18 protein-coding genes are annotated in these 22,934 nt (G+C 63.6%); 1 reads left to right on the top strand and 17 read right to left on the bottom strand.

The features are described from left to right. Positions 1-132: 132 nt before the first annotated feature. The 16 genes from QQL79_RS18010 to QQL79_RS17935 all read right to left on the bottom strand — a co-directional run bounded on the left by QQL79_RS18010 (position 133) and on the right by QQL79_RS17935 (position 20,736). Positions 133-837 (bottom strand): ABC transporter ATP-binding protein, encoded by a 705-nt coding sequence (locus QQL79_RS18010; RefSeq protein WP_284393191.1) that lies wholly within the window; start codon positions 835-837, stop codon positions 133-135. A gap of 52 nt (positions 838-889) precedes the next feature. Beyond that, entirely contained in the window at positions 890-1,672 is a 783-nt protein-coding gene (locus QQL79_RS18005) for an ABC transporter ATP-binding protein (protein ID WP_284393189.1), read from the bottom strand. 122 nt (positions 1,673-1,794) lie between these two features. Beyond that, a complete protein-coding gene (locus tag QQL79_RS18000; RefSeq protein ID WP_284393188.1) occupies positions 1,795-2,157 on the bottom strand; it encodes a methylglyoxal synthase in 363 nt (120 codons plus the stop codon). Between the two features lie 39 nt (positions 2,158-2,196). Further along, positions 2,197-2,613, bottom strand: coding sequence for a hypothetical protein (locus tag QQL79_RS17995; RefSeq protein ID WP_284393187.1), 417 nt, complete (start codon positions 2,611-2,613; stop codon positions 2,197-2,199). 63 nt (positions 2,614-2,676) lie between these two features. Next, a complete protein-coding gene (locus QQL79_RS17990) occupies positions 2,677-4,221 on the bottom strand; it encodes a methyl-accepting chemotaxis protein (protein ID WP_284393185.1) in 1,545 nt (514 codons plus the stop codon). Between the two features lie 116 nt (positions 4,222-4,337). Then, complete coding sequence (locus QQL79_RS17985; protein ID WP_284393183.1) at positions 4,338-6,095, bottom strand: methyl-accepting chemotaxis protein; 1,758 nt, start codon at positions 6,093-6,095, stop codon at positions 4,338-4,340. After that, entirely contained in the window at positions 6,095-6,430 is a 336-nt protein-coding gene (locus tag QQL79_RS17980; RefSeq protein WP_284393182.1) for a hypothetical protein, read from the bottom strand. The genes QQL79_RS17985 and QQL79_RS17980 overlap by 1 nt, the downstream gene beginning before the upstream one ends. A 338-nt stretch (positions 6,431-6,768) precedes the next feature. After that, a complete protein-coding gene (locus QQL79_RS17975) occupies positions 6,769-9,261 on the bottom strand; it encodes a methyl-accepting chemotaxis protein (protein WP_284393181.1) in 2,493 nt (830 codons plus the stop codon). 148 nt (positions 9,262-9,409) lie between these two features. Further along, entirely contained in the window at positions 9,410-11,491 is a 2,082-nt protein-coding gene (locus QQL79_RS17970; protein WP_284393180.1) for a methyl-accepting chemotaxis protein, read from the bottom strand. Between the two features lie 120 nt (positions 11,492-11,611). Then, complete coding sequence (locus tag QQL79_RS17965) at positions 11,612-13,693, bottom strand: methyl-accepting chemotaxis protein (RefSeq protein WP_284393179.1); 2,082 nt, start codon at positions 13,691-13,693, stop codon at positions 11,612-11,614. Between the two features lie 163 nt (positions 13,694-13,856). After that, on the bottom strand, positions 13,857-15,914 hold the full coding sequence (locus tag QQL79_RS17960; RefSeq protein ID WP_284393178.1) for a methyl-accepting chemotaxis protein: 2,058 nt from the start codon (positions 15,912-15,914) through the stop codon (positions 13,857-13,859). A gap of 162 nt (positions 15,915-16,076) precedes the next feature. Then, the gene (locus QQL79_RS17955) at positions 16,077-16,466 is read right to left on the bottom strand and encodes a response regulator (RefSeq protein ID WP_284393177.1); all 390 of its coding nucleotides are present in this window, start codon (positions 16,464-16,466) and stop codon (positions 16,077-16,079) included. Between the two features lie 103 nt (positions 16,467-16,569). After that, a complete protein-coding gene (locus tag QQL79_RS17950; protein ID WP_284393175.1) occupies positions 16,570-17,616 on the bottom strand; it encodes a protein-glutamate methylesterase/protein-glutamine glutaminase in 1,047 nt (348 codons plus the stop codon). Further along, entirely contained in the window at positions 17,613-18,458 is an 846-nt protein-coding gene (locus tag QQL79_RS17945) for a CheR family methyltransferase (RefSeq protein WP_284393174.1), read from the bottom strand. The genes QQL79_RS17950 and QQL79_RS17945 overlap by 4 nt, the downstream gene beginning before the upstream one ends. Before the next feature lie 43 nt (positions 18,459-18,501). Further along, positions 18,502-20,013, bottom strand: a complete 1,512-nt coding sequence (locus QQL79_RS17940; protein WP_284393172.1) for a methyl-accepting chemotaxis protein — start codon at positions 20,011-20,013, stop codon at positions 18,502-18,504. 135 nt (positions 20,014-20,148) lie between these two features. Continuing rightward, positions 20,149-20,736, bottom strand: a complete 588-nt coding sequence (locus QQL79_RS17935) for a chemotaxis protein CheD (protein ID WP_284393171.1) — start codon at positions 20,734-20,736, stop codon at positions 20,149-20,151. A gap of 168 nt (positions 20,737-20,904) precedes the next feature. Here QQL79_RS17935 and QQL79_RS17930 point away from each other — a divergent pair, with 168 nt between their 5' ends. Continuing rightward, positions 20,905-21,258 (top strand): hypothetical protein, encoded by a 354-nt coding sequence (locus QQL79_RS17930; RefSeq protein WP_284393170.1) that lies wholly within the window; start codon positions 20,905-20,907, stop codon positions 21,256-21,258. Between the two features lie 20 nt (positions 21,259-21,278). On the opposite strand, the gene QQL79_RS17925 is transcribed toward QQL79_RS17930, so the two are convergent. Next, positions 21,279-22,901 (bottom strand): ABC-F family ATP-binding cassette domain-containing protein, encoded by a 1,623-nt coding sequence (locus tag QQL79_RS17925; protein ID WP_284393169.1) that lies wholly within the window; start codon positions 22,899-22,901, stop codon positions 21,279-21,281. Positions 22,902-22,934 lie beyond the last annotated feature (33 nt).

The raw sequence follows: 22,934 nt of genomic DNA, 5'->3' as shown, positions 1-22,934 counted from the left end.
GCATTTCCTGCCCGCGGCGTCATTCCCGCGCAGGCGGGAATCCACTCCTGGGATTTTGAGGCGCGGGGAAAGAATGGCTTCCCGCCTGCGCGGGAATGACATTGTGAATTGGACCAGCCAGCTTGCACCATCTCAGCCCCCCAGAAAGCTCTTGGCGACTTCGGGGTCGGCGATAAGTTCGGGGCCGGTGCCGGTGAACCGGTTCTGCCCGCTGGCCAGCACGAAGCCCTTGCTGGCAAAGGCCAGGGCCTGGCGGGCATTCTGCTCGACCATCAGAATGCCGACGCCTTCCTTGTTGACGCGGACAATGGTCTCGAAAATCTCGATGACATAGCGCGGCGACAGGCCCGCCGAGGGCTCGTCGAGCATCAACAGGGTCGGTTTGCTCATCAGCGCCCGGCCCATGGCCACCATCTGGCGTTGCCCGCCCGAGAGTTCTCCGGCCGGCTGGCGGCGCTTTTCCGCCAGCACCGGGAACATCTCATAGACCCAGTTCATGGTGGCGCGGAAATCGTCCTTGCGGGTAAAGGCGCCCATTTCCAGGTTTTCCTCGACACTCATCGAGGTAAAGACGTTCTTTTCCTGCGGCACGAAGGAAAGGCCCTTGGGCACCAGCCGGTCGGGCAGGGAATTGGCGACATTCTCCCCGCCGAATTCGATCGTCCCGCCGGTGACTTTCAGCAGCCCGAAAATGGCCTTGAGCGTGGTCGACTTGCCCGCCCCATTGGGGCCGACAATGACGCCGATATCATGCGGCTCGATGGCCAGGTTAACGCCATTGAGGATCGGCGCGCCGCCATAGCCGCCGACGACATGTTTGAGTTCGATCAAAGCCATCAGCGGGTTTCCCCAAAAAGTGGAAACCGGTTTTTGGACAAGGAAACACGCATCAGGAAGCCACCTCGACCGGAGTGCCGAAATAGGCTTCGACGATCTGGGGATTGGCGCGGATTTCGGCCATCGGGCCCTCGGCGATCTTCTCGCCCTGAGCCATGACGATCACCGGATCGCACAGGCGCCCGATCAGGTCCATGTCATGCTCGATGACGAAGAACGTATAGCCCAGTTCCTGATTCATCCGCTCGATATTGGCGGCAAGGTCGTTGAGCAATGTCTTGTTGACGCCCGCGGCCACCTCGTCGAGCAGCACCACCTTGGCATCCACCATCATGGTGCGGCCCAGCTCGAGCAGCTTTTTCTGCCCGCCCGAAAGATTGCCCGCCAGCTCGTTGCGCACATGGCCGAGCTTCAAAAAATCGATGACGTCGAGCGCCTTCTTGCGCACCTCGGTCTCGCGCGATCTGGCCAGGCCCGGCCGGAACCAGGTATTGGCCAGATATTCGCCCGGCTGGTCGCCCGGCACCATCATCAGGTTTTCCAGCGCCGTCATATGAGAGAATTCATGCGCGATCTGGAACGTGCGCAGCATGCCGGTGCGGAAGAGCTGATGGGGCTTGAGACCCGTGACATCCTGCCCGTCAAAGATCACCTGGCCGCTATCGGGCACGATATTGCCCGCCACGATGTTGAACAAAGTGGATTTGCCCGCGCCATTGGGCCCGATCAACCCCGTGACCGAGCCGCGCCGAACCGAGAGCGAACAATTGTTGACGGCCGTGAGGCCGCCAAAGCGCTTGCTGACGTTGCGAACGTCAATAACTACATCAGACACCCAAACCCGTTCCGTTTCCTGAGCTATGCCTGCCCGGTTATGTCTCCGGGCTATTTTGCCGCATCTGCTCATAACGGGGGGCAAGGGTCAACCTTGCGCGGCCCGCGAAGGGGTTTGCCGGGTCAAATCGCGGCGAGCACCGCATCGGCTGTGGATTTATTATTGGCCAGGGGCACGTCATAGAGCGTTGCCAGCCGGGTCAGCGCCTTGACGTCGACATCGTGCGGCTGGGCCGAAAGCGGGTCGATGAAGAAGATCAGCATGTCGAGCTTGCCCTCGGCGATCATGGCGCCCAGCTGCTGATCCCCGCCCAGCGGTCCGCTCTTGAGCAGCGAGACCGGCAGGCCCGTCGCCGCCATCACGCGGCCGCCCGTCGTCCCCGTACCCCACAGATCGTGCTGGCTGAGCTTGGCCTTGTGCAACACGGTCCAGGCGCACAATTCGTCCTTCTTGTCGTCATGCGCCACCAGCCCAATTCGCGCCATCGCCAAGTCTCCCTCAGGTCACAGCGCTTTCAAGCATGCTCAATCGAGCAGGGCAATGGCCTCCCCGATCAGGATGCCGATAATGTCGATGGGAATTTCCGCGCCCGGCAGCATGCGGATGAAGCGCCCCTTCTTGAGCCCCTCGCCCTGGAACAGGCCATGGCCATTGTCGAGCAGCCGCCCCTGCTCGAAATAGAGCGAGACGCGGTCGGGATGGGGAAAGACCGCGCAGACATGCCCGGCCCGGCCATGGCGGAAATTGACCGATTTCCACCCCGTCTTGACCTCGCCCGACAGGCCCGGATGAGCCGCGACCAGCGCCACCACGCGCCGTGCCAGCGCTGCCGTCGCCGCGGGCAGGGGCGCCAGCAGATCGTCGAGCGCCGCCTGCGAGGGGGCGCCCGCAGGCGGCGGGGAGGCTGGCAGAATGTCCTGGGCGTGGCATGCAGCGGTCATGATCGGGCTCCGGCGCCGGCTTGCGCCTCGGCAGGTTTAATCCGCTGCTGCTGACAGCCCGTGTCAGGAAGCCAGACGCGGCCGCATGATTGGCTGGGCCGATATGTTCCGCGCGATGCGGAATACATCGACGATATGGTCGAGTTCCCCCGCCTGCCCTTCGGTCTGTTCGATGGCCGCATTGGTTTCCTCGACCAGTGCCGCATTGTGCTGGGTCATCTCATCCATCTGCCGCACGGCGACAGTGACCTCTTCGAGCGCCGCCGACTGCTCCTTGTTGGCCTGCGCGATCGTATCGATCAGTACAGCGCTTTCCTGCGCCCCGGCCAGGATATCGAGCAGCGTTTCGGCCGCCTGCCCCACCAGCCGCGAGCCATTGCGCACCTCGCCGGCACTGGCTTCGACCAAAGCCTTGATTTCAGCCGAGGCTCCGGCCGCCGATTGCGCCAGCCGCCGCACTTCCACCGCCACCACGGCAAAGCCCTTGCCGGCATCGCCCGCCCGCGCCGCTTCCACCGAGGCATTGAGCGCCAGGAGGTTCGTCTGGAAGGCGATATCGTCGATCATGCCGGTGATCTTGGAAATCTTGTCCGATGAGGTTTCTATGGCCGCCATGGCGCTATTGGCCTCGACCATGACCGCGCCACCCTCGGTGGCGCTCTGCGCCAGGGCCTGGGCCTTGTCGCTGGCCGTCGCCGCCCGTTTTGCATTGTCCACCACGGCGGTCGAGAGTTGTTCGACGGCGGCAGCGGTCTGTTCGATAGTGGCGGCCTGCTTGGTGGTGCGGTCGGACAGATCATTGGCGCCGGACAGGATTTCCCCGGTTGCCGTCTTGAGCGAGCGCGAGGTCTGCTGCAGCTGGCTGACAATGCCGGTCAGCCGCTCGGCCACCGCATTTGTATCATGTTTGATCTGAGCGAATTCGGGCTCAAAATCGGCGGTGATGCGGCTGGTGAGATCGCCCTCGGCCATGTCGCGCAGCACTTCCCCGGTCAGCGTCACCGCGCGATTGATCTTGGCCTTGGCGTCCTCATCGGCCGCCTTGGCCTCGGCGGTCAATTTCTCGAAATAGGCCGACACCCCGATATCGATGTCGAGCAGCATGGATTTGAGCACGTCGGCCAGCGCCCCGGCCATGGCATCGGCCTCGGCCAGCACCTCCTCGGGCGATGGCGCCTTCTTGCCGAACCGGCCCGGCCTGGGCGCCAGCGCCTCGACCATCACGTCATGGATCAGCCCGCGCACCAAGGTTTCCACGATGATGCCATAGCCCCCGATATGCCAGCGCGGCTCAAGCCCGATCTGGGCATGGCGCAGCCCAACACGGGTGCTCGCCTCATAATAGGTATCGTCGAACTGCCCGGCCGCGATCGCCTTCCAATGGCCCACCTGTTTGGACTGCGCCCGGTCCATCTGCGGCTTGCCATCGAAGAATTTGGCGACCGCCGGGACTTTGGCGATCTTGGCGTAGAACTTGTCGAGCGCCAGCGGCAGATGGGTATCGATGTGATGCTGTACGCTCGAAAGGCGCTGGCGGGCTGCTTCGTCGAGGCCAATGAAGTCGAGCCGGGATTGGAGGGCGTCTGTGGATGAAATAGGGGCAGGCATGAAAAGCTCGATTCCAAGGGATGAATGAATGGAGCCGATCCCGGCGGCTCGCGGCATGATCTGGATCAATCCGCCTTAAGCCTGGGTCAGCCATGGTAAATTGCTGGTAAAGAGAGCTAAAACTCGTTCCAGTCCGGTGCGATGACGGCATTGCCCACGGCGCGCAAAGCCGGCCGCGGGGGAGCCGCCTGCATAGGTGCGGCCGCGCCGGTGCGGAAGACTTCGACAATATGGTCGAGCTCGGCCGCCTGCGCTTCGGTCTGTTCGATCGCTGCATTGGTCTCTTCCACCAGCGCCGCATTATGCTGGGTCATCTCGTCCATCTGCCGCACGGCGGCCGTGACCTCCTGCAGCGCCGAGGATTGCTGCTTATTGGCCTGGGCAATGGAATCGATGAGGCTCGAGCTTTCCTGCGCCCGGGCCAGGATATCGAGCAGCTTTTCGGCCGCCTGGGCAACGAGCCGCGAGCCGCTGCGCACTTCATCGGCGCTGGCTTCGATCAATTGCTTGACCTCGGCCGAAGCGCCCGCCGCCGATTGCGCCAGCCGCCGCACTTCGATCGCGACAACGGCAAAGCCCTTGCCGGCATCGCCCGCCCGCGCCGCTTCCACCGAAGCGTTGAGCGCCAGAAGATTGGTCTGGAAAGCGATATCGTCGATCAGCCCGATAATGCTGGAAATCCTGGCCGAACTGGCCTCGATGCCGGCCATGGCCGCATTGGCGCGGTCCATGACGGCCCCGCCCTCGGTAGCGGTATTGGACACGGCCTGAGCCTTGCCGCTGGCCGTTTCGGCGCGCCTGGCATTGTCGAGCACGGCATTGGACAATTGCTCGATCGAGGCAGCGGTTTCCTCGATGGTCGCCGCCTGCTTGGTGGTGCGTTCGGAAAGATCGTTGGCGCCCGACAGAATCTCGCCGGTCGCGGTCTTGAGCGACCCCGATGTATCCTTGAGCCGGTCGATCAACCCCGACAGCGTATCGACCACGCTATTGGTATCGGTCTTGAGCTTGGCAAAGGCCCCGCGATATTCCCCCTCCATGCGCCGGGTGAGGTCGGTCGCGGCAAGAGCCGTCAGCACGCCGCCGGTTTCGGCGATGCCGCGTTCCACCGTGCCAAGCAGCAGATTGACCGAATTGGCCAGCCGGTTGAGGTCCTCGTCGGGGAAGTCGGCCGTGACGCGGTGGCTGAAATCGCCCTCGACGGCCGCATCCACCACATCGCCAAAGCCCGATTGCAGGGACTGCATCAGGGCGGCGCGGGTCTGGCTGGCCTCCAGGCTCTCCTTGACCGTCTGGGCATGGCGGTGCGCAATTTCCGCCTCCGCCTCGGCTTCGTCCGATTTGAGATTGGCCAATTGCAGCAGCATTTCGGTATTGCGCGTCATCCAGACCAGCGCCAGCGCCTCGGCCACAAGGATCACCGCATGCAGCACGACCCGCCCCAGGCCGCCGCCGCCATAAAACACCATGTCGCTCCAGAGCAGGCCCAACCCCAGGTGATGCACCGCCACCAGGGACGCACCCACCAGAATGGCCTTGATGTCATAGAGCAGCGCACACATGGCCAGGGCGGCAAAGAAGGCCATATGGATGTCGACCTGCTGGGGATGCTCGCGCATGGTGATCAGCACCGCCATGACCTGCGCCATCAGCACCGAAACGGCCAGATAGCGGAAGGCGGGCCGCCGGCGGAACAGCACGAGACCGGCCACCAGTGCAGCCAGGGTAATCAGTGCCAGCACGCTTCCCAGCCCCGGCCCGCCCCAGCGGACAATATCGATGCTCACCGCCGCGCCCGCCAGCACCGCGCTCATCGCGCCTAGACCAATCGCCGCCTGTAGCCGGAACTGCTCCAGATTCATCTTCTGTGTCATCAGCTTAGGCCCCCCACGCCTGCGCAAAGACCAATGGCCGCCACGGTGAACCACGCACCGCGCTCGCGGACCCTTTCGCCAAACCCTTCATCGAGCCCATAGGCAACGATGACATTGCTGAGCCGGCTGCTATCGACAATCCGCCCCCCTGCCGCCACCACAGCACCCATCGCCTCGCCCTGGCTTGTCCAGGGGGCAAAGACCACGCCCATCTCGCCCGCCTTTGGCGGTGCATGAACAGCAATGGCTGCAATGATAAGGGTGAACAAAGCCACGGCAGCGGCCGGCAGCAATTGGGCAGTTTGGCTTTCTCGACGCGGCTTACCAGGACGCATTGCGTCACTCGCACCCTTGAGATGGCTAAAATTTAGTAAAACAAACCAAAGACTTGATCACACCATCGTGCGCCCAATTGGTTAACGGCGGCTTTCGGGAGCCCTTGGCAAGTCGACGTATGGTGGGGGATCTGAGGGGCACGATTCCGGCGGTTGCGAACTGCTGACTTGCGGAGAAAAGTCGGTTCCTTCGCCTCCCTCCCCCTTGAGGGGAGGGATCGAGGGTGGGGGTCGTGTGGTGGTCCACAAAACCACCCCCTCCCCGGCCCTCCCCTCAAGGGGGAGGGAGGGCAAAGGCCAATGGTTCATTGCTGCTGGATGGAACGGGGCGCTAGACCCTAAAACTCCGACCAATCCTTGTCGATCGCCGCGCTCCCCCTGGCCCGGAACTTGGCGGCAAAGGCACCAACCCGCTCGCGCAGCCCCCGCGCATCCTCGGCCGGGACCGTACGAGCCCCGGCGGCCGGAGCGCCGCGCTGCCCGATGGCAAATACATCGACGATCCGGTCTAGATCGCTGGCCTGCACTTCGGTCTGCTCGATGGCCGCATTGGTCTCTTCCACCAGGGCGGCATTATGCTGGGTCATCTCGTCCATCTGGCGGATGGCGGTATTGACCTCGTCGATGGCATTGGCCTGTTCGCGGCTGGCGCGGGCAATGGCTTCCAGCACATCGGTATTGGCGCGGATGCCTTCATGCATGGCCACCAGCCGGTCGGCGGCATCGGCCACGAGCCGCGCTCCGCCCTTGACCTCGCCCGCCGATTGCTCGACCAGCGCCTTGACGTCGGAAGATGCCGAGGCGGCCGATTGCGCCAGCCGCCGCACTTCGACGGCCACCACGGCAAAACCCTTGCCGGCATCCCCCGCCCGGGCTGCTTCCACCGAAGCGTTCAAGGCCAGAAGATTGGTCTGGAAGGCGATGTCGTCGATCAGCCCGATAATATTGGAAATCCTGGCCGAGCTGGTGGTGATCCGCTCCATGGCCGCCGTCGCGTCGCGCATTACCGCTCCGCTCTGTTCAGCGGCAATTGCCACGCCTTTGGCCTTGCTGCTGGCCGTTTCGGCATCCTTGGCATTGGCCACCACGGTCTGGCTGAGCTGCTCCATGGCCGCCGAGGTTTCCTCGATGGTCGCCGCCTGCCGCGTCGTGCGCTCGGAGAGGTCATTGGCGCCGGAGAGAATTTCGCCCGTCGCCGTCTTGAGCGAGCGCGAGGTGCCGCGCAGCTGCGTCACGATCTCGGTGAGCTTGTCGGCCACTCCATTGGTATCGGCCTGGAGGCGCGCAAAGGCGCCCTTGTAGTTGCCCTCCATCCGGAGGGTGAGATCGGCCCGCGCCAGTGCGGCCAGCACCACGCCCGTCTCCCCGATACCATGTTCGACGCTGGCCAGCATGTCATTGACGCTGCCGGCCAGGTCATTGAGCTTGGCATCGGCAAACCCGGCGCCGACGCGCTGGGAGAAATCGCCGTCAAGCGCCGCTGCGACGGCCGCGGCGATATTGCGCTGCAGCTCCGCCATCATGGCGGCTTGGGCCGCCCGCTCCTGGTTTGAACCATCCTCCAGCGCGCGCAATTCGCGCACTTTGAGGCCATTGGCGCGGAACACGTCGACGGCCTGCGCCATGGCGCCCAGCTCATCACCGCGATCGAGGCCCGGCACGGCAATATCGAGATTGTCCGCCGCCATCTCCGCCATGGCAGCTGTCAGCCGCGAGACCGGCCGGGTAATGGTGCGGGCAATCAGGAGGCTCACGACGCTCGCCAGCGCCAAAAGCCCCAGCCCGATGATCAGCATGGTATTGCGCAACCCATCGGAGGGCGCCGAGATATCGGCCTCGCTTTCCAGCGCGGCCACGGCCCAGTCGACACCGCCAAAACTCAGCGGCTGCACCGCCGCGACATAGGCCGAGCCATCCGCCCGCACGATTGGACCAAGCCCGGCATTGCCCGCCAGAGCGGCCGTTACCACGCCGCCGCCAATCGCTTGGCTGAGCACGTCATTATCGGGCGTGACGGCGGAATCGTTACGCGCCAGGCTGTCCTGGCCGACCAGATAAAGCTCCCCGCTCTGCCCCAGACCCTGGGTGCGGTCGAGCACGGCGGCAATGCGCGCACTGGGCATCTGGAAGGCGATGACGCCGATCAGGAAGCCCTGATCGATCACCGGCGCGGCAATGAAGCTGGCCGGAATGTTCCCGCTCGGCGCATAAGGCGCGAAATCGGAGAGAAAGACCTGTCCCGCTTCCCCCGCCATGGCGGCGCGCACCACACGGCCAAGGTCGGTATCGGCCCATGGCCCGCCGCCTTCCTTGAAATTGGTGGCGAAGTCCTCTTCCTTGGCGACCGAATAGACCGCGTTGAAATCGGTATCGAACAGCAGGATGTCGTAATAGCCGCGCTTGTCCAGCAGGTCGCGGAAATCGGCATGGAGGGTCCGGTGGTGCAGGTCATAGACCGGCAGCTTGTCGGAGGTGTCGAGCAGGGCCCGCGCATCGGCGGCATTGGGATTGCCGGCGATATAGGCGCCCTGCAGCAGCGCCGTTGGATCGCCCTGCCCCTTGAGCGAGCGCATGGCGCCCGAGAAAGCGTCGATCGAAGCGGCGATTTCCGAGCGCCCGGCAAAGAGCGTCAAATCTTCGGCCACTTCGCCGAGATAGGCTTCGAGCGAAGTTTTGGCATTGCTCGCCACGGCCGTCAGCCGCTGTTCGGCCTGGTTCGTGACAATGCGATTGCTGGCAAAATAGGCCGCCAGGGCCAGGCTTGCGCCGGTGACAAGCGCAATGGCCACCACCATGGCCGGCAGCTTGAACGCCAGTTTCAGTCGGTTCATCGAAACGCCCCGCGGAGTTGTGGCAAATATGCCTTGGACCAAGGCATGCCCGCAGCTCCTCTCCGCGGCCATGACGCGCCGCCAGACTATCGCCACACTGGTTAAGGAAGCGCTTCGGCGGGCCCGGCAAAGAGCCCGCCGCAACCCGCTAGAACTCGCTCCAATCGGTGGCGATAGCAGCATTGCCCTGGCTCAGATAGGAGCGCGCTGCCGCCTGCACCTTCTCGACCGGACGGCGCGGCGGGGCACTGGCCTGCTGCGCCGGGACCCGGCCAATGGCTGGGCCATTGTCTTCGAGCGTGAACACATCCACCACCGCGTCGAGCTGGGCCGCCTGGGCTTCGCTCTGTTCGATGGCGGCATTGATCTCCTCGACCAGCGCGGCATTGTGCTGGGTCATCTCGTCGAGCGCCCGCACCGAGGTACTGACCTCGCCAATGGCCGCTGCCTGCTCGCGACTGGCCTTGGCGATGGATTGCATGATGGCGGTATTCTGCTCCACCGCATCCAGCATGCCCGCCAATTGCTCGGCGGCATTGGAGACGAGCTTGCTGCCGCCCTTGACCTCGGCCGCGCTCTGCTCGATCAGCGCCTTGACATCGGATGATGCCGAAGCTGCCGACTGCGCCAGGCGCCGCACTTCCACCGCCACCACGGCAAAGCCCTTGCCCGCATCCCCGGCCCGCGCCGCTTCCACCGAAGCGTTGAGAGCCAGAAGATTGGTCTGGAAGGCGATGTCGTCGATCATGCCGATAATGTTGGAGATCTTGGACGAGCTGGTGGTGATGCGTTCCATGGCGGCATTGGCCTCGCCCATGGTGACACCGGACTGCGCCGCGCTTTTGGACACCGATTGCGCCTTGCCATTGGCGTCTTCGGCCAACCGGGCATTCTCGGCCACCGTTGCCGCCAATTGCTCCATGGCCGCCGAGGTTTCCTCAATGGTCGCCGCCTGCCGCGTAGTGCGTTCGGACAGATCGTTGGCGCCGGAGAGAATTTCCCCCGTCGCCGTCTTGAGCGCACCCGAAATCGCCTTGGCGCCGCCGACGATTTCGGTGAGCTTGTCGGTCACCGCATTGGTATCGCCCTTGAGCTTGGCAAAGGCGCCCTGATAATCGCCATGCATGCGGCGGGTGAGATCGGTATCGGCCAGGGCCCCCAGCACATCGCCGGTTTCGGCAATGCCGCGATCCACCGTTTCGACCAGCGCATTGACGCTGCCGGCCAGGGCATTGAGTTCGGCATCGGGAAACTGGGCATGGACGCGCTTGGAAAAATCCCCGGCAATGGCGGCATCGACCACTTCGCCAAAGGCAGCCTGCAAAGCCACCATCATATCGGTGCGCTCAACCCGGCGGCGCACCGAGGCGGCCCGCTCTTCCTCGGTCATTTCGCTGACCTTGAGCCCGTTCTCGCGGAACACTTCCACGGCCTTGGCCATGGCACCCACTTCATTGCCGCGCCCGGTATAGGGCACCGCGGTCGCGTAATCGCCGCCGGCGATCAATTCCATGGTCTGCGCCAGCCTGGGCACCGGCGCCATCATCAGGCGCGACATCACATAGCCGGCCGCGCCCAGCACCACCAGGATCGCGGCGCCAACGCCCAGCAGGAGTTTCAGCACATCATAGATGACGGCCTCAACCTGCGCCTTGTCGGTGCCCACGAACAGCACGCCGATCGGCTTGCCGCTGCGGTTGAGAATGGGCTGATAGGCCGTGTAATAGGGCTTATCGACCACGACCGCCTCGCCGAAATAGGGCGTCGAAGCCAGCATGGCGGCATAGGCGGCGCCGGCCCTGTCGAGCGGGGTGCCGATGATGCGCTCGCCATCGGCGCCGATAATGGTCGTCGACTGGCGCACGAAATCCTGGCTCGCCTCGTCCCAGCTGAAAATGGTGGCGGCCTCCCCGGTGACCCGGGCGATGGAATCCACCAATTCATGCTTGCCGAACTGGCCGGGCATCATCCAGGTGCTGATGGCTTCGAGCCCACCCTCCGGCGTCCAGGTGACATTGGTGTCCGACATGCCGCCCTTGAGAATGGTGGCTGCCGTTTTGAGCGCCTTGACCTGCCCCGCCATCGCATCGCTTCGCACCGAAGCGCTGAGCGAGAGGAAGATGGCCAGGCTCACCGCCGCCACCGAGACGATCACCGCTGAGATGACCAGGGCCGCTATGCCCGTTGTGAGCTTGATATTGCCGAAGAACCGGCCAATGCCTTTGACCATGAACGACCCCCATCCCGCGCCTTCTGGCGCCAGTTCAGTACACATACCCGATATCGATTAGCGCCCGCTTACCGGGCCCGGTCCGTCCTCCACGGACCGGAGCCCAGAAATCAGCCTCTGTCAGAAGGCCTCCCAGTCACGAGCGAGCGCAGTGTTGCCACGCGTGGCGAGAGTGCTTGCCGCGCTCTTGAGCCGGTTCTGCAGCCCCCGCACATCCTCGTCCCGCTGCCAGGCGGCTTCGTCATTGCCCTCGATGCGGAACACATCGACGATCCGGTCCAGTTCGATCGCTTGGCCCTCGGTCTGTTCGATGGCGGCATTGGTTTCTTCCACCAAAGCCGCATTGTGCTGGGTCATCTCGTCCATGGTGCGGACCGCCGTATTGACCTCCTCGATCGCCGAAGCCTGTTCCCGGCTATCCCTGGCGATGGAATCCAGCAGATCGTTGTTGCCCCGCACCGCGTCGAGCATGGCCTTGAGCTTGCTCGATGCATCATTGACCAGCTTGCTGCCGCTGCGGACTTCACCGGCACTCTGCTCGATCAGCGTTTTCACGTCTGAAGATGCCGAGGCCGCCGATTGCGCCAGCCGCCGCACTTCGACGGCAACCACGGCAAAGCCCTTGCCGGCATCGCCAGCCCGCGCCGCTTCCACCGAAGCGTTCAAGGCCAGCAAATTGGTCTGGAAGGCGATATCGTCGATCAGCCCGATAATGTTGGAGATCTTGGCCGAGGAATCGGTGATCCGTTCCATGGCCAGGTTGGCCGCATCCATCACCTTGCCACCCTCTTCGGCGGTGCGGGTAACTTCAGCCGCATTGGCGCTCGCATCCCTGGCCCGTTGCGCATTCTGCAAGACCGTGGACGCCAACTGCTCCATGGCCGCCGAAGTTTCTTCGATAGTGGCCGCCTGCTTGGTCGTGCGTTCGGAGAGATCGTTCGCGCCGGAGAGAATTTCCCCTGTCGCCGTCTTGAGCGCACCAGAGGTTTGCCGCAGCTGCCCAACCACTTCGGTCAGCTTGCCGGCCACCGCATTGATGTCGGATTTGATGGTCGCAAAAGCCCCCTCGTAATCCCCCTCCATGCGGCGGGTGAGATCGGTATCGGCCATAGCGCCCAGCACCTCGCCCAGTTCCGAGACACCGCGATTGAAGGTCGAGACCAGGTTGTTGACGCCGGTGGCCAGGCTATTGAGTTCAGGATCGGGGAATTCTGCCGTGACCTTGCGGGTAAAGTCCCCGGCCACTGCCGCATCCACCACCACGCCGAAGGCCGATTGCAGCTCCGCCATCATCTGCTGGCGGTTCTCCTGATCGGCGATGATCCGCGCCGCTTCCGCTTCCGTCATCTGGCTGATGCGCAGACCATTGGCGCGGAACACGTCGACCGCCTTGGCCATGGCGCCAATTTCATTGCCGCGGGTGGTGAAAGGCACGTCGGTATCATATTCGCCATCGGCGATCCGGGCGGCGGCGCCGACCAGAACCGGCAGCGGCCGGGTCAGCAGGCGCGAGGCCAGGAGGCCCAAGAGACCGAAGCCGATAATCGCCGCACCGCCCACCATGGCGATGAGCTGCAGCGCCGAATTGACCTCGGCGGTAACCTGAGCCAGCGGCGTGCCGACGAAAATCGCGCCCATGACCGGGCCATTGAGTTTGTCGGCCGCGCTCATCTTCTTGATCGGCTGGATGGTCGCGTAATAGTCGACGCCATTGACCGGCACCGTGCCGAAGAAGCGCTCGCCCGCCATGACCGTGGCATAGGCAGGGCTATCGGGGCCCAGCACCATATCAACCGCGCGCGTGCCATCGGCCAGGGTCAGGCTCGTCGTCTTGCTGATCAGATTCTGGCTGGCATTATCGAGCACATAGATGCTGGCATCCTGCTTGATGACGCGCACCACCGAATCGATGATTTCGGTATCGTAGAACGGCGGCACGGCCCAGCTCTGGAAATTGCCGATTCCGCCATCATCGGCCCAGGTCAGCACCGAACCGGCCAGCCGCCGCTCAAGGATGGTCGCAGCGGCACCCATATGGGTCTGCTGGTTTTCCTCGCTCTGGCGCGCCAGGGTCGCATTGGTATTGAAATAAATGGCCGCGGTGACAGCGCCAACCGATCCGATGATCGAAACCAGAACCAGTGCCGCAATGGCCGTGGTCATTTTTACATTGCCGAAGAACCGGCCGATGCGGCTATTCATGCCGACTACCCCCCAAATCACGCGCCTTCTGGCGCGCTCGATGCGTATATTTACGTGAGATCGATTAGCGACCTCTTACCGGCGGGGTGTGAAGTGATCGGCATGTGGAAAGCTCCCTCCCCCGAGGGAAGGGAGCTGGGCCGCGGTTCTGCGTCGATCGATTCTAGAAGGCCTCCCAATCACGGGCGAGCGCAGTGTTGCCGCGCGTGGCGAGAGTGCCTGTCGCGCTCTTGAGCCGGTTCTGCAGCCCCCGCACATCCTCGTCCCGCTGCCAGGCGGCTTCGTCATTGCCCTCGATGCGGAACACATCGACGATCCGGTCCAGTTCGATCGCTTGGCCCTCGGTCTGTTCGATGGCGGCATTGGTTTCTTCCACCAAAGCCGCATTGTGCTGGGTCATCTCGTCCATGGTGCGGACGGCCGTATTGACCTCCTCGATCGCCGAGGCCTGTTCCCGGCTATCCCTGGCGATGGAATCCAGCAGGTCATTATTGCCCCGCACTGCGTCGAGCATGGCCTTGAGCTTGCTCGATGCATCATTGACGAGCTTGCTGCCGCTGCGGACCTCACCGGCACTCTGCTCGATCAGCGTTTTCACGTCTGAAGATGCCGAGGCCGCCGATTGCGCCAAGCGGCGCACTTCGACGGCGACCACGGCAAAGCCCTTGCCGGCATCGCCAGCCCGCGCTGCTTCCACCGAAGCGTTCAAGGCCAAAAGATTGGTCTGGAAGGCGATGTCGTCGATCAGCCCGATAATATTGGAAATCTTGGCCGAGGAATCGGTGATCCGCTCCATGGCTAGGTTGGCCGCATCCATCACCTTGCCGCCTTCTTCGGCGGTGCGGGTAACTTCGGCCGCATTGGCGCTCGCATCCTTGGCCCGTTGTGCGTTTTGCAAGACCGTGGACGCCAGCTGCTCCATGGCCGCCGAAGTCTCTTCGATAGTGGCCGCCTGCTTGGTCGTGCGCTCCGAGAGATCGTTCGCGCCGGAGAGAATTTCCCCTGTCGCCGTCTTGAGCGCACCAGAGGTCTGTCGCAATTGCCCAACCACTTCGGTCAGCTTGCCGGCCACCGCATTGATGTCGGATTTGATGGTCGCAAAAGCCCCCTCGTAATCCCCCTCCATGCGGCGGGTGAGATCGGTATCGGCCATAGCGCCCAGCACCTCGCCCAGTTCCGAGACACCGCGATTGAAGGTCGAGACCAGGTTGTTGACGCCGGTGGCCAGGCTATTGAGTTCAGGATCGGGGAATTCTGCCGTGACCTTGCGGGTAAAGTCCCCGGCCACTGCCGCATCCACCACTACGCCGAAGGCCGATTGCAGTTCCGCCATCATCTGCTGGCGGTTCTCCTGATCGGCAATGATCCGCGCCGCTTCCGCTTCCGTCATCTGACTCACTCTGAGCCCGTTTTCCCGGAACACTTCAACGGCCTTGGCCATCGCCCCAATCTCGTTGCCGCGATCCGTGAAGGGCACATCGGTATCGAACTTGCCCTCGGCAATCTCGCCCATGGCCCCGGCGAGGCGGGGAATGGGCTTGGTCAGCCAGCGCGACAGCAGCAGGGCAACGCTGCCCAGCACCGCCAGCAGCACGGCCCCGATGATCACCATATTGAGCGCGGAGGCGCGGGCGATGACTTCGGCGGCCCCGGCATCGCCGCCCACAAAGAAGGCTCCGAGCAATTCGCCGCTCAGATTGGTAATGGGCTGGAATTCAGCATTGAGCCGCTGCCCCTGCATGGTGGTCACGCCTGCATAGGGCAGGCTCGCCGCCAGCGCCACCGCTTCGGGCGACGCTGCATCGAGCGCGAAATCCTTGGCGCGTGTGCCATCGGGCAACACGAAACTGCTGGTCTTGGCGGTGAAGACGCCGCTCGCGGCATCGAAGGCGAAAATGGCCGATGCGTCGCCGGTCACCCGGGTCAGCGCATCAACCGCCGCCGTATCGTAGAAGAAGGGAATGGAATAGGTCTGGAAGGTAGCAATGCCGCCCGTCTCGGCCCAGGTCACGACCGAGCCCGGCAGGCGCTTCTCATAAACCGTCGCCGCCACCTGCAGGTCCGATTCCTGCTTGGCGATGCTCTGTCGCGTCGCCTGTCCGCGCAGGTCGATATAGACCGTGGCGGTATAGGCGATGACGGTTACGGCAATGCTGGTCAGCACCAGGGCGGCGATCGCCGTCGTCAGCCTGATATTCTTCAGTCCGGAAAATAAGGTCACGATGCACAAGCGCCCTTCTGGACGCTCCCCCTCCCAAGTTGCCGCGATCCTAGACTTGGGACATTAACGTAGGGTTGCACTAGTATGGTAGTTTGCGAGCGCCCAAAAACAAAGGGCGCCAATAAGGCGCCCCGTGTTGATCCTAGCTGGGTCCAGGCATTGTCAGCTCAGCGCGCCGATCACGGCCTCGATGCGCTTCTTCATGGTCGAAGCATCGAACGGCTTGATGATGTAATTGTTGACGCCGAAGGAAATGGCTTCCTTGACCTGCTCCTTGTCCGAGCGGCCAGTGGCCATGATGAAGGGCATGGCCTGGGTGCGCGGATGCTTGCGGATCACCTTGAGCAGGGTCAGCCCGTCGATATCTTCCATGTTCCAATCGGAAATGATCAGGTCGACATTGCCCTTTTCAAGCTTGCCCAGGGCATCGCGGCCACTTTTGGCCTCGATAATGTCCTTAAAGCCGAGCTGGGTCAGGATGTATTTGCAGATACCGCGCATGGACTGCTGGTCATCAACGACGAGAACACTGACAGCGCTGGCTTTCGGCATGGTTTTGGTCACCTTCTGGTTTTCGGGGCCACTCCCGAAGTCAATGAAAAACACTTAGGGACGAAGCGTTACAAATCCCTCAACCGCCTGCTGCGCTTTGTCCCTATGCCGCTGCCTTGAGCTTAACCAGTGCATGGGCCAGGCGGCTCGCAATGGCCTCGATCGGGGCCTGTTCCACCACGGCGCCCTCTTCGAAGGCAACCCGCGGCATGCCATAGACCAGGGCCGAGGCCTGGTTCTGCCCCAGAGTATAGGCACCGGCATCGCGCATCAGCTTGAGCCCCCTTGCCCCATCCCGGCCCATGCCGGTGAGGATGGCGCCGACGGCGAGCGGGCCGACGGCGCGCGCCACCGATTCGAACAGCACATCGACACTGGGCCGATGCCCGCTTTCGAGCTCATCATCGCTGAGCCGGCATTTGAGCTGGCCCGAGGACCGCTCCACCCGCAAATGCCGGCCACCCTTGGCGATATAGGCCTGGCCGGTCAGCAAAGGCATGCGATCCTCGGCCTCGACCACCTTGATGGCGCAGAGTTCATCGAGCCGCGCGGCAAAGCGGGCGGTAAAGCCCGCCGGCATATGCTGGGCGATGACGATGGGCGGGCAATCGGCGGGCAGCTCGGTCAGCACCGCCCTGATCGCCTCGACCCCGCCGGTGGAGGCTCCGATGGCGATGATCGCGCCGGCCGGGGCCGCCGCCGTCTTGATCGCGACCTTGGGTGCTTCGACCCGGCTCGCCCGCCCGCGCACATCCGAGCGCGCGGCGGCGCGGATCTTGTCGCGTAAGCCAGCGCCGAAAGCCTCGATCCCACCCTCGAATTCGGCGCTTGGCTTGGCGACGAAATCCACCGCCCCCAATTCGAGCGCCAGCAGCGTTTCGCTGGCGCCCTTCTTGGTCAGCGTCGATACCATCACCACCGGGGTCGGCCGCAACCGCATCAGCCGGTCGAGGAAATCGAGCCCGTTCATATTGGGCATTTCGATATCGAGCGTCACCACATCGGGATTGAGCGCCTTGATCTTCTCGCGCGCGTCGATCGGATCGGTGGCGGTACCCACCACCACGATATCGCCGTCCCGCGACAGCATGCGTGTCAGCACTTCGCGGATCAGCGCGGAATCGTCGACGACCAGGACCTTGATGCTCATGCCGCCTCCCGTTTGCCCATGGCGTGCCGCGATTGGTAGATGGTCTTGCCCACCAGGCGGAAATCGCCGCCGCCCGTGCCCAGATTTTCCGAATGCCCGATATAGAGGAATGCTTCGGGCGCCAGCATCTTGCCCATGCGCCCGAACATCTCGCCCTGGGTGGGCTTGTCGAAATAGATCGCCACATTCCTGCAGAAAATGGCGTCGAACGGCCCCTTCATCGGCCAGGGCCCGATCAGGTTGAGCGGCTTGAAGGCGATCAGCTCGCGCGCCTGCGCGGGGATACGCAGCGTCCCATCCGCGCCGCGCTCGAACAGGCGCTGCCGCTCCGGCGTCAGCCCGCTCAATTCGCTTTCGGGATAGATGCCCCGCGCCGCCTTGCCGATAACAGCCGTATCGATATCGGTGGCCAGGATCCTGAAATCCCAGCGCCTGAGTTCGGGGAAGGCGGCCAAGAGGTCCATGCCGATCGTATAGGGCTCCTGCCCCGTCGAGCAGCCCGCCGACCAGATGCGCAACCGCATGCCGCGCGGTTTCTGGGCGATCAGCGCGCCGACATGGTTGCGCAGGTGATCGAAGTGGTGGTCTTCGCGATAAAAGCGCGTGAGGTTGGTGGTGAGCGCATTGACGAAATCCTGGCCATCCTGCGCCGTGCCGCCGCGTTCCAGGTGATCGACATAGGCGTCGAAACTGGGCAGGCCCAATCCGCGCACGATCTTTGACAGGCGGGAGATAACCAGCGTCCGCTTGGCATCGCTCAGCGCGATCCCCGCCACGCGATAGACGCGGCTCTTGATCCGCGAAAACTCCCGTTCGCTGAGGGAGATTTCCCCTTGATCCATGAAGCCATTCCCCACCTGCCGGCCACCCGTTCTGGTTGGCCTCTTATGCGATCAGCCGCTGGCTGGGCAGGGCTTGCTGCTCCCGCGCCGCGTCGAACGCCTCCATCCGTCCGGTGAGCTGCTTGAGCGCGGCTTCCCCGTCATCCAGAGTTGTGGTGATCGTATCGGTTTCATTGCTTAGATTGCGTAAATGACCGCCCAGCGCGGCAATGATTTTTTGCAGCGACTGGGCATGGGCAAGGCCGGTCTCGGCCTGGCCGCGCCCGCGGCTGACCACATCGCGAATGTCCTTGGCCGAACGGTTGGTCAATTGCGCCAGCATGCGCACTTCATCGGCCACCACGGCAAAGCCTGCCCCCTTCTCGCCCGCCCGCGCCGCCTCGACCGCCGCGTTGAGCGCGAGCATATTGGTGCGGAAGGAAACGTCCTCGATGGCCGCGACGAGCTTGTCGATCTCGCGGGTCACCTGGTCGATATCGCCCACTGCCGCATGGGTGCGCGCGGCGGCCAGTTCGGCCTCGCCCGCCAGGGCCTGGGCATCGCGGCCCCTGGCGCGAACCCGCCGCACCAGTTCGCCGCCCCGCTGCAACGCATCGCCCGCCATATCGGTATCGCCAGCCGAGCCCGCGGCAAAGCCGGCCAGTTCGGCGGCACGGGTCTCGAAGGCACTGATCAGCCGCGCCACCGCGCCCAGCTTGCCCTCGAGCATTTCGCGCGCCGCAAGGGCATCGGCCAATTGGGCCTCGACTGCCGCGATGAAATCGGCCAATTCGCGCGCCTGCCGGCCCAGCGCCCCCACGCCCATGGGTCCGGTATCGCCCGCCATGACGGCATCGAGCTGCCGCAGGCCCTGATCCACCGCTTCCATGCCGCGATTGAGCGCCGCCAGCGCCCGGTTGCCCGCCGCCATATCGGCCTCGAAACGGAAGCTGGTCTGCCCGGCGGCCATGGCGCCGGCATAGGCATCGAGGTCATCATCCTCGAGATAGCAGCCGGCCGGGATCAGCTCGAGCAGGAAGCGCTTGGCCGCGAGTGGCCGGCGGATGACCTCGAACCGTTTGGTGCCCAGCACCACCATGCTTTCTTCCGGTGCCCCGCCACCGGCGTCGAGATAACCGCGGCCGAACAGGCCATCGAGCGTGCCGCCCGCCATCGCGCCCGGCGCGAAGGCGCTGAGCCCGGCGCTGACAGCGAGGATTTCCCCAGCATCATCGGTAACCAGGGCGCATTGATGCAGCGCCGCAATGGCGGATTTGAAGTGATGGGCTGCCTCCAGCCGCCGGTTCATCTTTTCGACGATGTCGGTCATGGCCAGCGGCTCGGAAGCCTGCCGGGTGAGGCCCGCCGCCAGGGCGATGGCCCCCAGCATGGCCTGTTCGCGCTGTGCCGCCATGGCCACCGCCAGCACCGTGCCGGCAAAGGCCAATGCCGCAAGGATCGCACTGCCAATCATCCAGGCGAGGCCAAACCCCAGCCATGCCAATAGGCCCAGCGCGGCGGCAAAGGCCACTAGCCACAGCCCGCCAGCGATCAGCGCCAGGCGCAATGTGTGCATGGCTTGGCTGATCCACAAATCGGGCGGCAGGGCTTCAACATATGTTAACCATACTGCCAGAATGGTTAATCAAGTCTCTATGCGGATAAATCGAGGTAAGACTTCGCTAAATCAAGTTGAGCTTGTGTAAAGCGCTCAGAACAACTCGATATCGTCTGCCGGCGGCCGGATCACACGCCGCTTGGCAATGGCGATTTCCTCGCGGGCGACATTGGCGCCGGCATCGCTATCGAGCCGCTTGACGAAAGCCCGGCCCGAATGCGGCTTGAACAGCACGCGCCTGGCATAGGTACCGCCCAGGTCTTGCCCGGCCAGCACATAGCCTTCATCGCTGAGGAACTGGCGGACGAAATCGATATTCTTGGCGCCGACATCGTCGAGCGCCGAATTGATCTTGCCGCCGCCAAAGACCTTGATTTCGAGATTGCCCTTCTTGCCGCTGCCCAGGCTCAGCACCTTGTTGATCAGCTGTTCCATGGCAAAGGCGCCATAGCGGGCCGAAGCTCCGTAGCGGTCGCGGGCCGAACCCGATTGCTCGGCAAGCAGAAAGTGGTTCATGCCGCCCACATTGGCGGCCCGATCGCGCACGCATGCCGAGATGCAGGATCCAAGAACGGTGGAATAGGTGAGGTCGATGGCGGCCGACACATGGCAATCGCCCTGGTGTACGGTGGTGACCACGCCGCGGTCGAATTCAGGCGGCAGTGAATTGGTCGTAGACATGGCTAATGGTGGAAATCCGGAAGACGCCTCTGCCAGCCATTCTGCCCGAAAACTCGTTAGCCAATCGCTAACCACGTGACCGTCCTGTTCCGACCCCTCCGATTCAGCAAGAAGAGCTTTAGAAAGATTGGGCTAGGGTGAATGCAACGGGGCCGGGATTATTTGACGATGTCACTTCAAAAACTTGCGCGTGAGCTGGACGAGACAGCGCGCCAGTCCGCATCCATGCTGGAGGGCATTGCCGAAGCGCTCGACCTGCTGGCCGCCAATGACCTCAAGTCCGATCCCACCATTGGCCAGGCCATGCAGATGATCGTCACGGCCCTGCAGGGCCAGGACCGCATCGAACAGCGCTGCCACAATATGGCGCTCGCCGTCCGCCAATTCGCGCTGCTGCCCCCCACCGCCCCCGACAGCGTCTATGACGAAATCTGGGAAAGCCTGACGCTCGACGAATTGCGCGTGCCGGCCCTCTCCGGCATCGCCGCCCACCAGAGCCATGGCGACGCCGAACTGTTCTGACCCGATCGAGTGGCCCCGCGCTAGCTGCGCAGGCCCGGCGCTTCCTGCCCGGTGCTCTGCACATATTCGGTATAGCCGCCGCCATAGACATGCACACCATCCGGCGTCAGCTCCAGCACCCGATTGGAGAGGGCCGCGAGGAAATGCCGGTCGTGGCTCACGAACAGCATCGTGCCCTCATAGGCGCTGAGCGCCGTGATCAGCATTTCCTTGGTGGCGATGTCGAGATGGTTGGTCGGCTCGTCCAGCACCAGGAAATTGGGCGGATCGAACAGCATCATCGCCATCACCAGCCGCGCCTTCTCGCCGCCCGACAGCACCCGGCACTTCTTCTCGATCTCGTCGCCCGAAAAGCCAAAGCATCCGGCCAGCGCCCGCAACGGCGCCTGGCCCGCCTGCGGGAATGAGCTTTCCAGCTGCTGGAATACCGTCAACTCGCCATCGAGCACATCCATGGCATGCTGGGCGAAATAGGCCATCTTGACCGATGGCCCGCGCGACACACTGCCCTGGTCGGGCTCGGCCGTGCCGGTCACGAGCTTAAGCAGCGTCGACTTGCCCGCGCCGTTGACGCCCATAATGCACCAGCGCTCGCGCCGCCGGACATGGAAATCGAGCCCATCATAGATGGCGCGGCTGCCGTAACTCTTGGACACGCCCTTGAGCAGGGCCACGTCCTCGCCCGAACGCGGCGCAGGGCGGAATTCGAAATCCACCACCTGGCGGCGCTTGGGCGGCTCGACGCGGTCGATCTTGTCGAGTTTTTTGACCCGGCTCTGCACCTGCGCGGCATGGCTGGCCCGCGCCTTGAAGCGGGCGATGAAGTCGAGTTCCTTGGCCAGCATGGCCTGCTGGCGTTCGAACTGCGCCTGCTGGTTCTTTTCGGCAATCGCCCGCTGCTGCTGGTAGAATTCGTAATTGCCCGAATAGGAGGTCAGCGCGCCCGCGTCGATCTCGATGATCTTGGTGCAGATGCGGTTCATGAATTCGCGGTCATGGCTGGTCATGAACAAGGCGCCGGTATAATTCTGCAGGAATTTTTCGAGCCAGATCAGGCTTTCGAGATCAAGATGGTTGCTCGGCTCGTCCAGCAGAAGGGCGTCGGGCCGCATCAGCAGGATGCGGGCCAAGGCCACGCGCATCTTCCAGCCGCCGGACAGGGCACCCACATCACCGTCCATCATCTCCTGGGAAAAGCCCAGGCCATCGAGCACTTCGCGCGCCCGCCCGTCCAGCGAATAGCCGTCCAGCTCCTCGAACTGGTGCTGCACCTCGCCATAGCGCTCGATAATGGCATCCATCTCGTCGGCCTTGTCGGGATCGCCCATATCGGCTTCGAGCGCCCGCATCTCTGATATCAGCGCACTGACTGGCCCCGCCCCATCCATCACCTCGGCCACCACAGGGCGGCCACTCATCTCGCCGACATCCTGGCTGAAATAGCCGATCGTAACGCCCCGATCGGCCGAAACCTGCCCCTCATCGGGCTGTTCCTCGCCGGTGATCATGCGGAACAGCGTCGTCTTGCCCGCGCCATTGGGCCCAACCAGCCCAACCTTTTCGCCCCGCTGCAAACTGGCGGAGGCGTCAATGAAGACGATCTGCTTGCCATTCTGCTTACCAATGCTTTCGAGACGGATCATGGAAAGAAACCTGCATGCTGCGGCCCGCCCCAA

The sequence above is a fragment of the Devosia yakushimensis genome (assembly GCF_030159855.1).
Taxonomy (GTDB): domain Bacteria; phylum Pseudomonadota; class Alphaproteobacteria; order Rhizobiales; family Devosiaceae; genus Devosia; species Devosia yakushimensis.
Note: the sequence above shows the minus strand (reverse complement) of the source record. Positions and strands in the feature narration are given on the sequence as shown.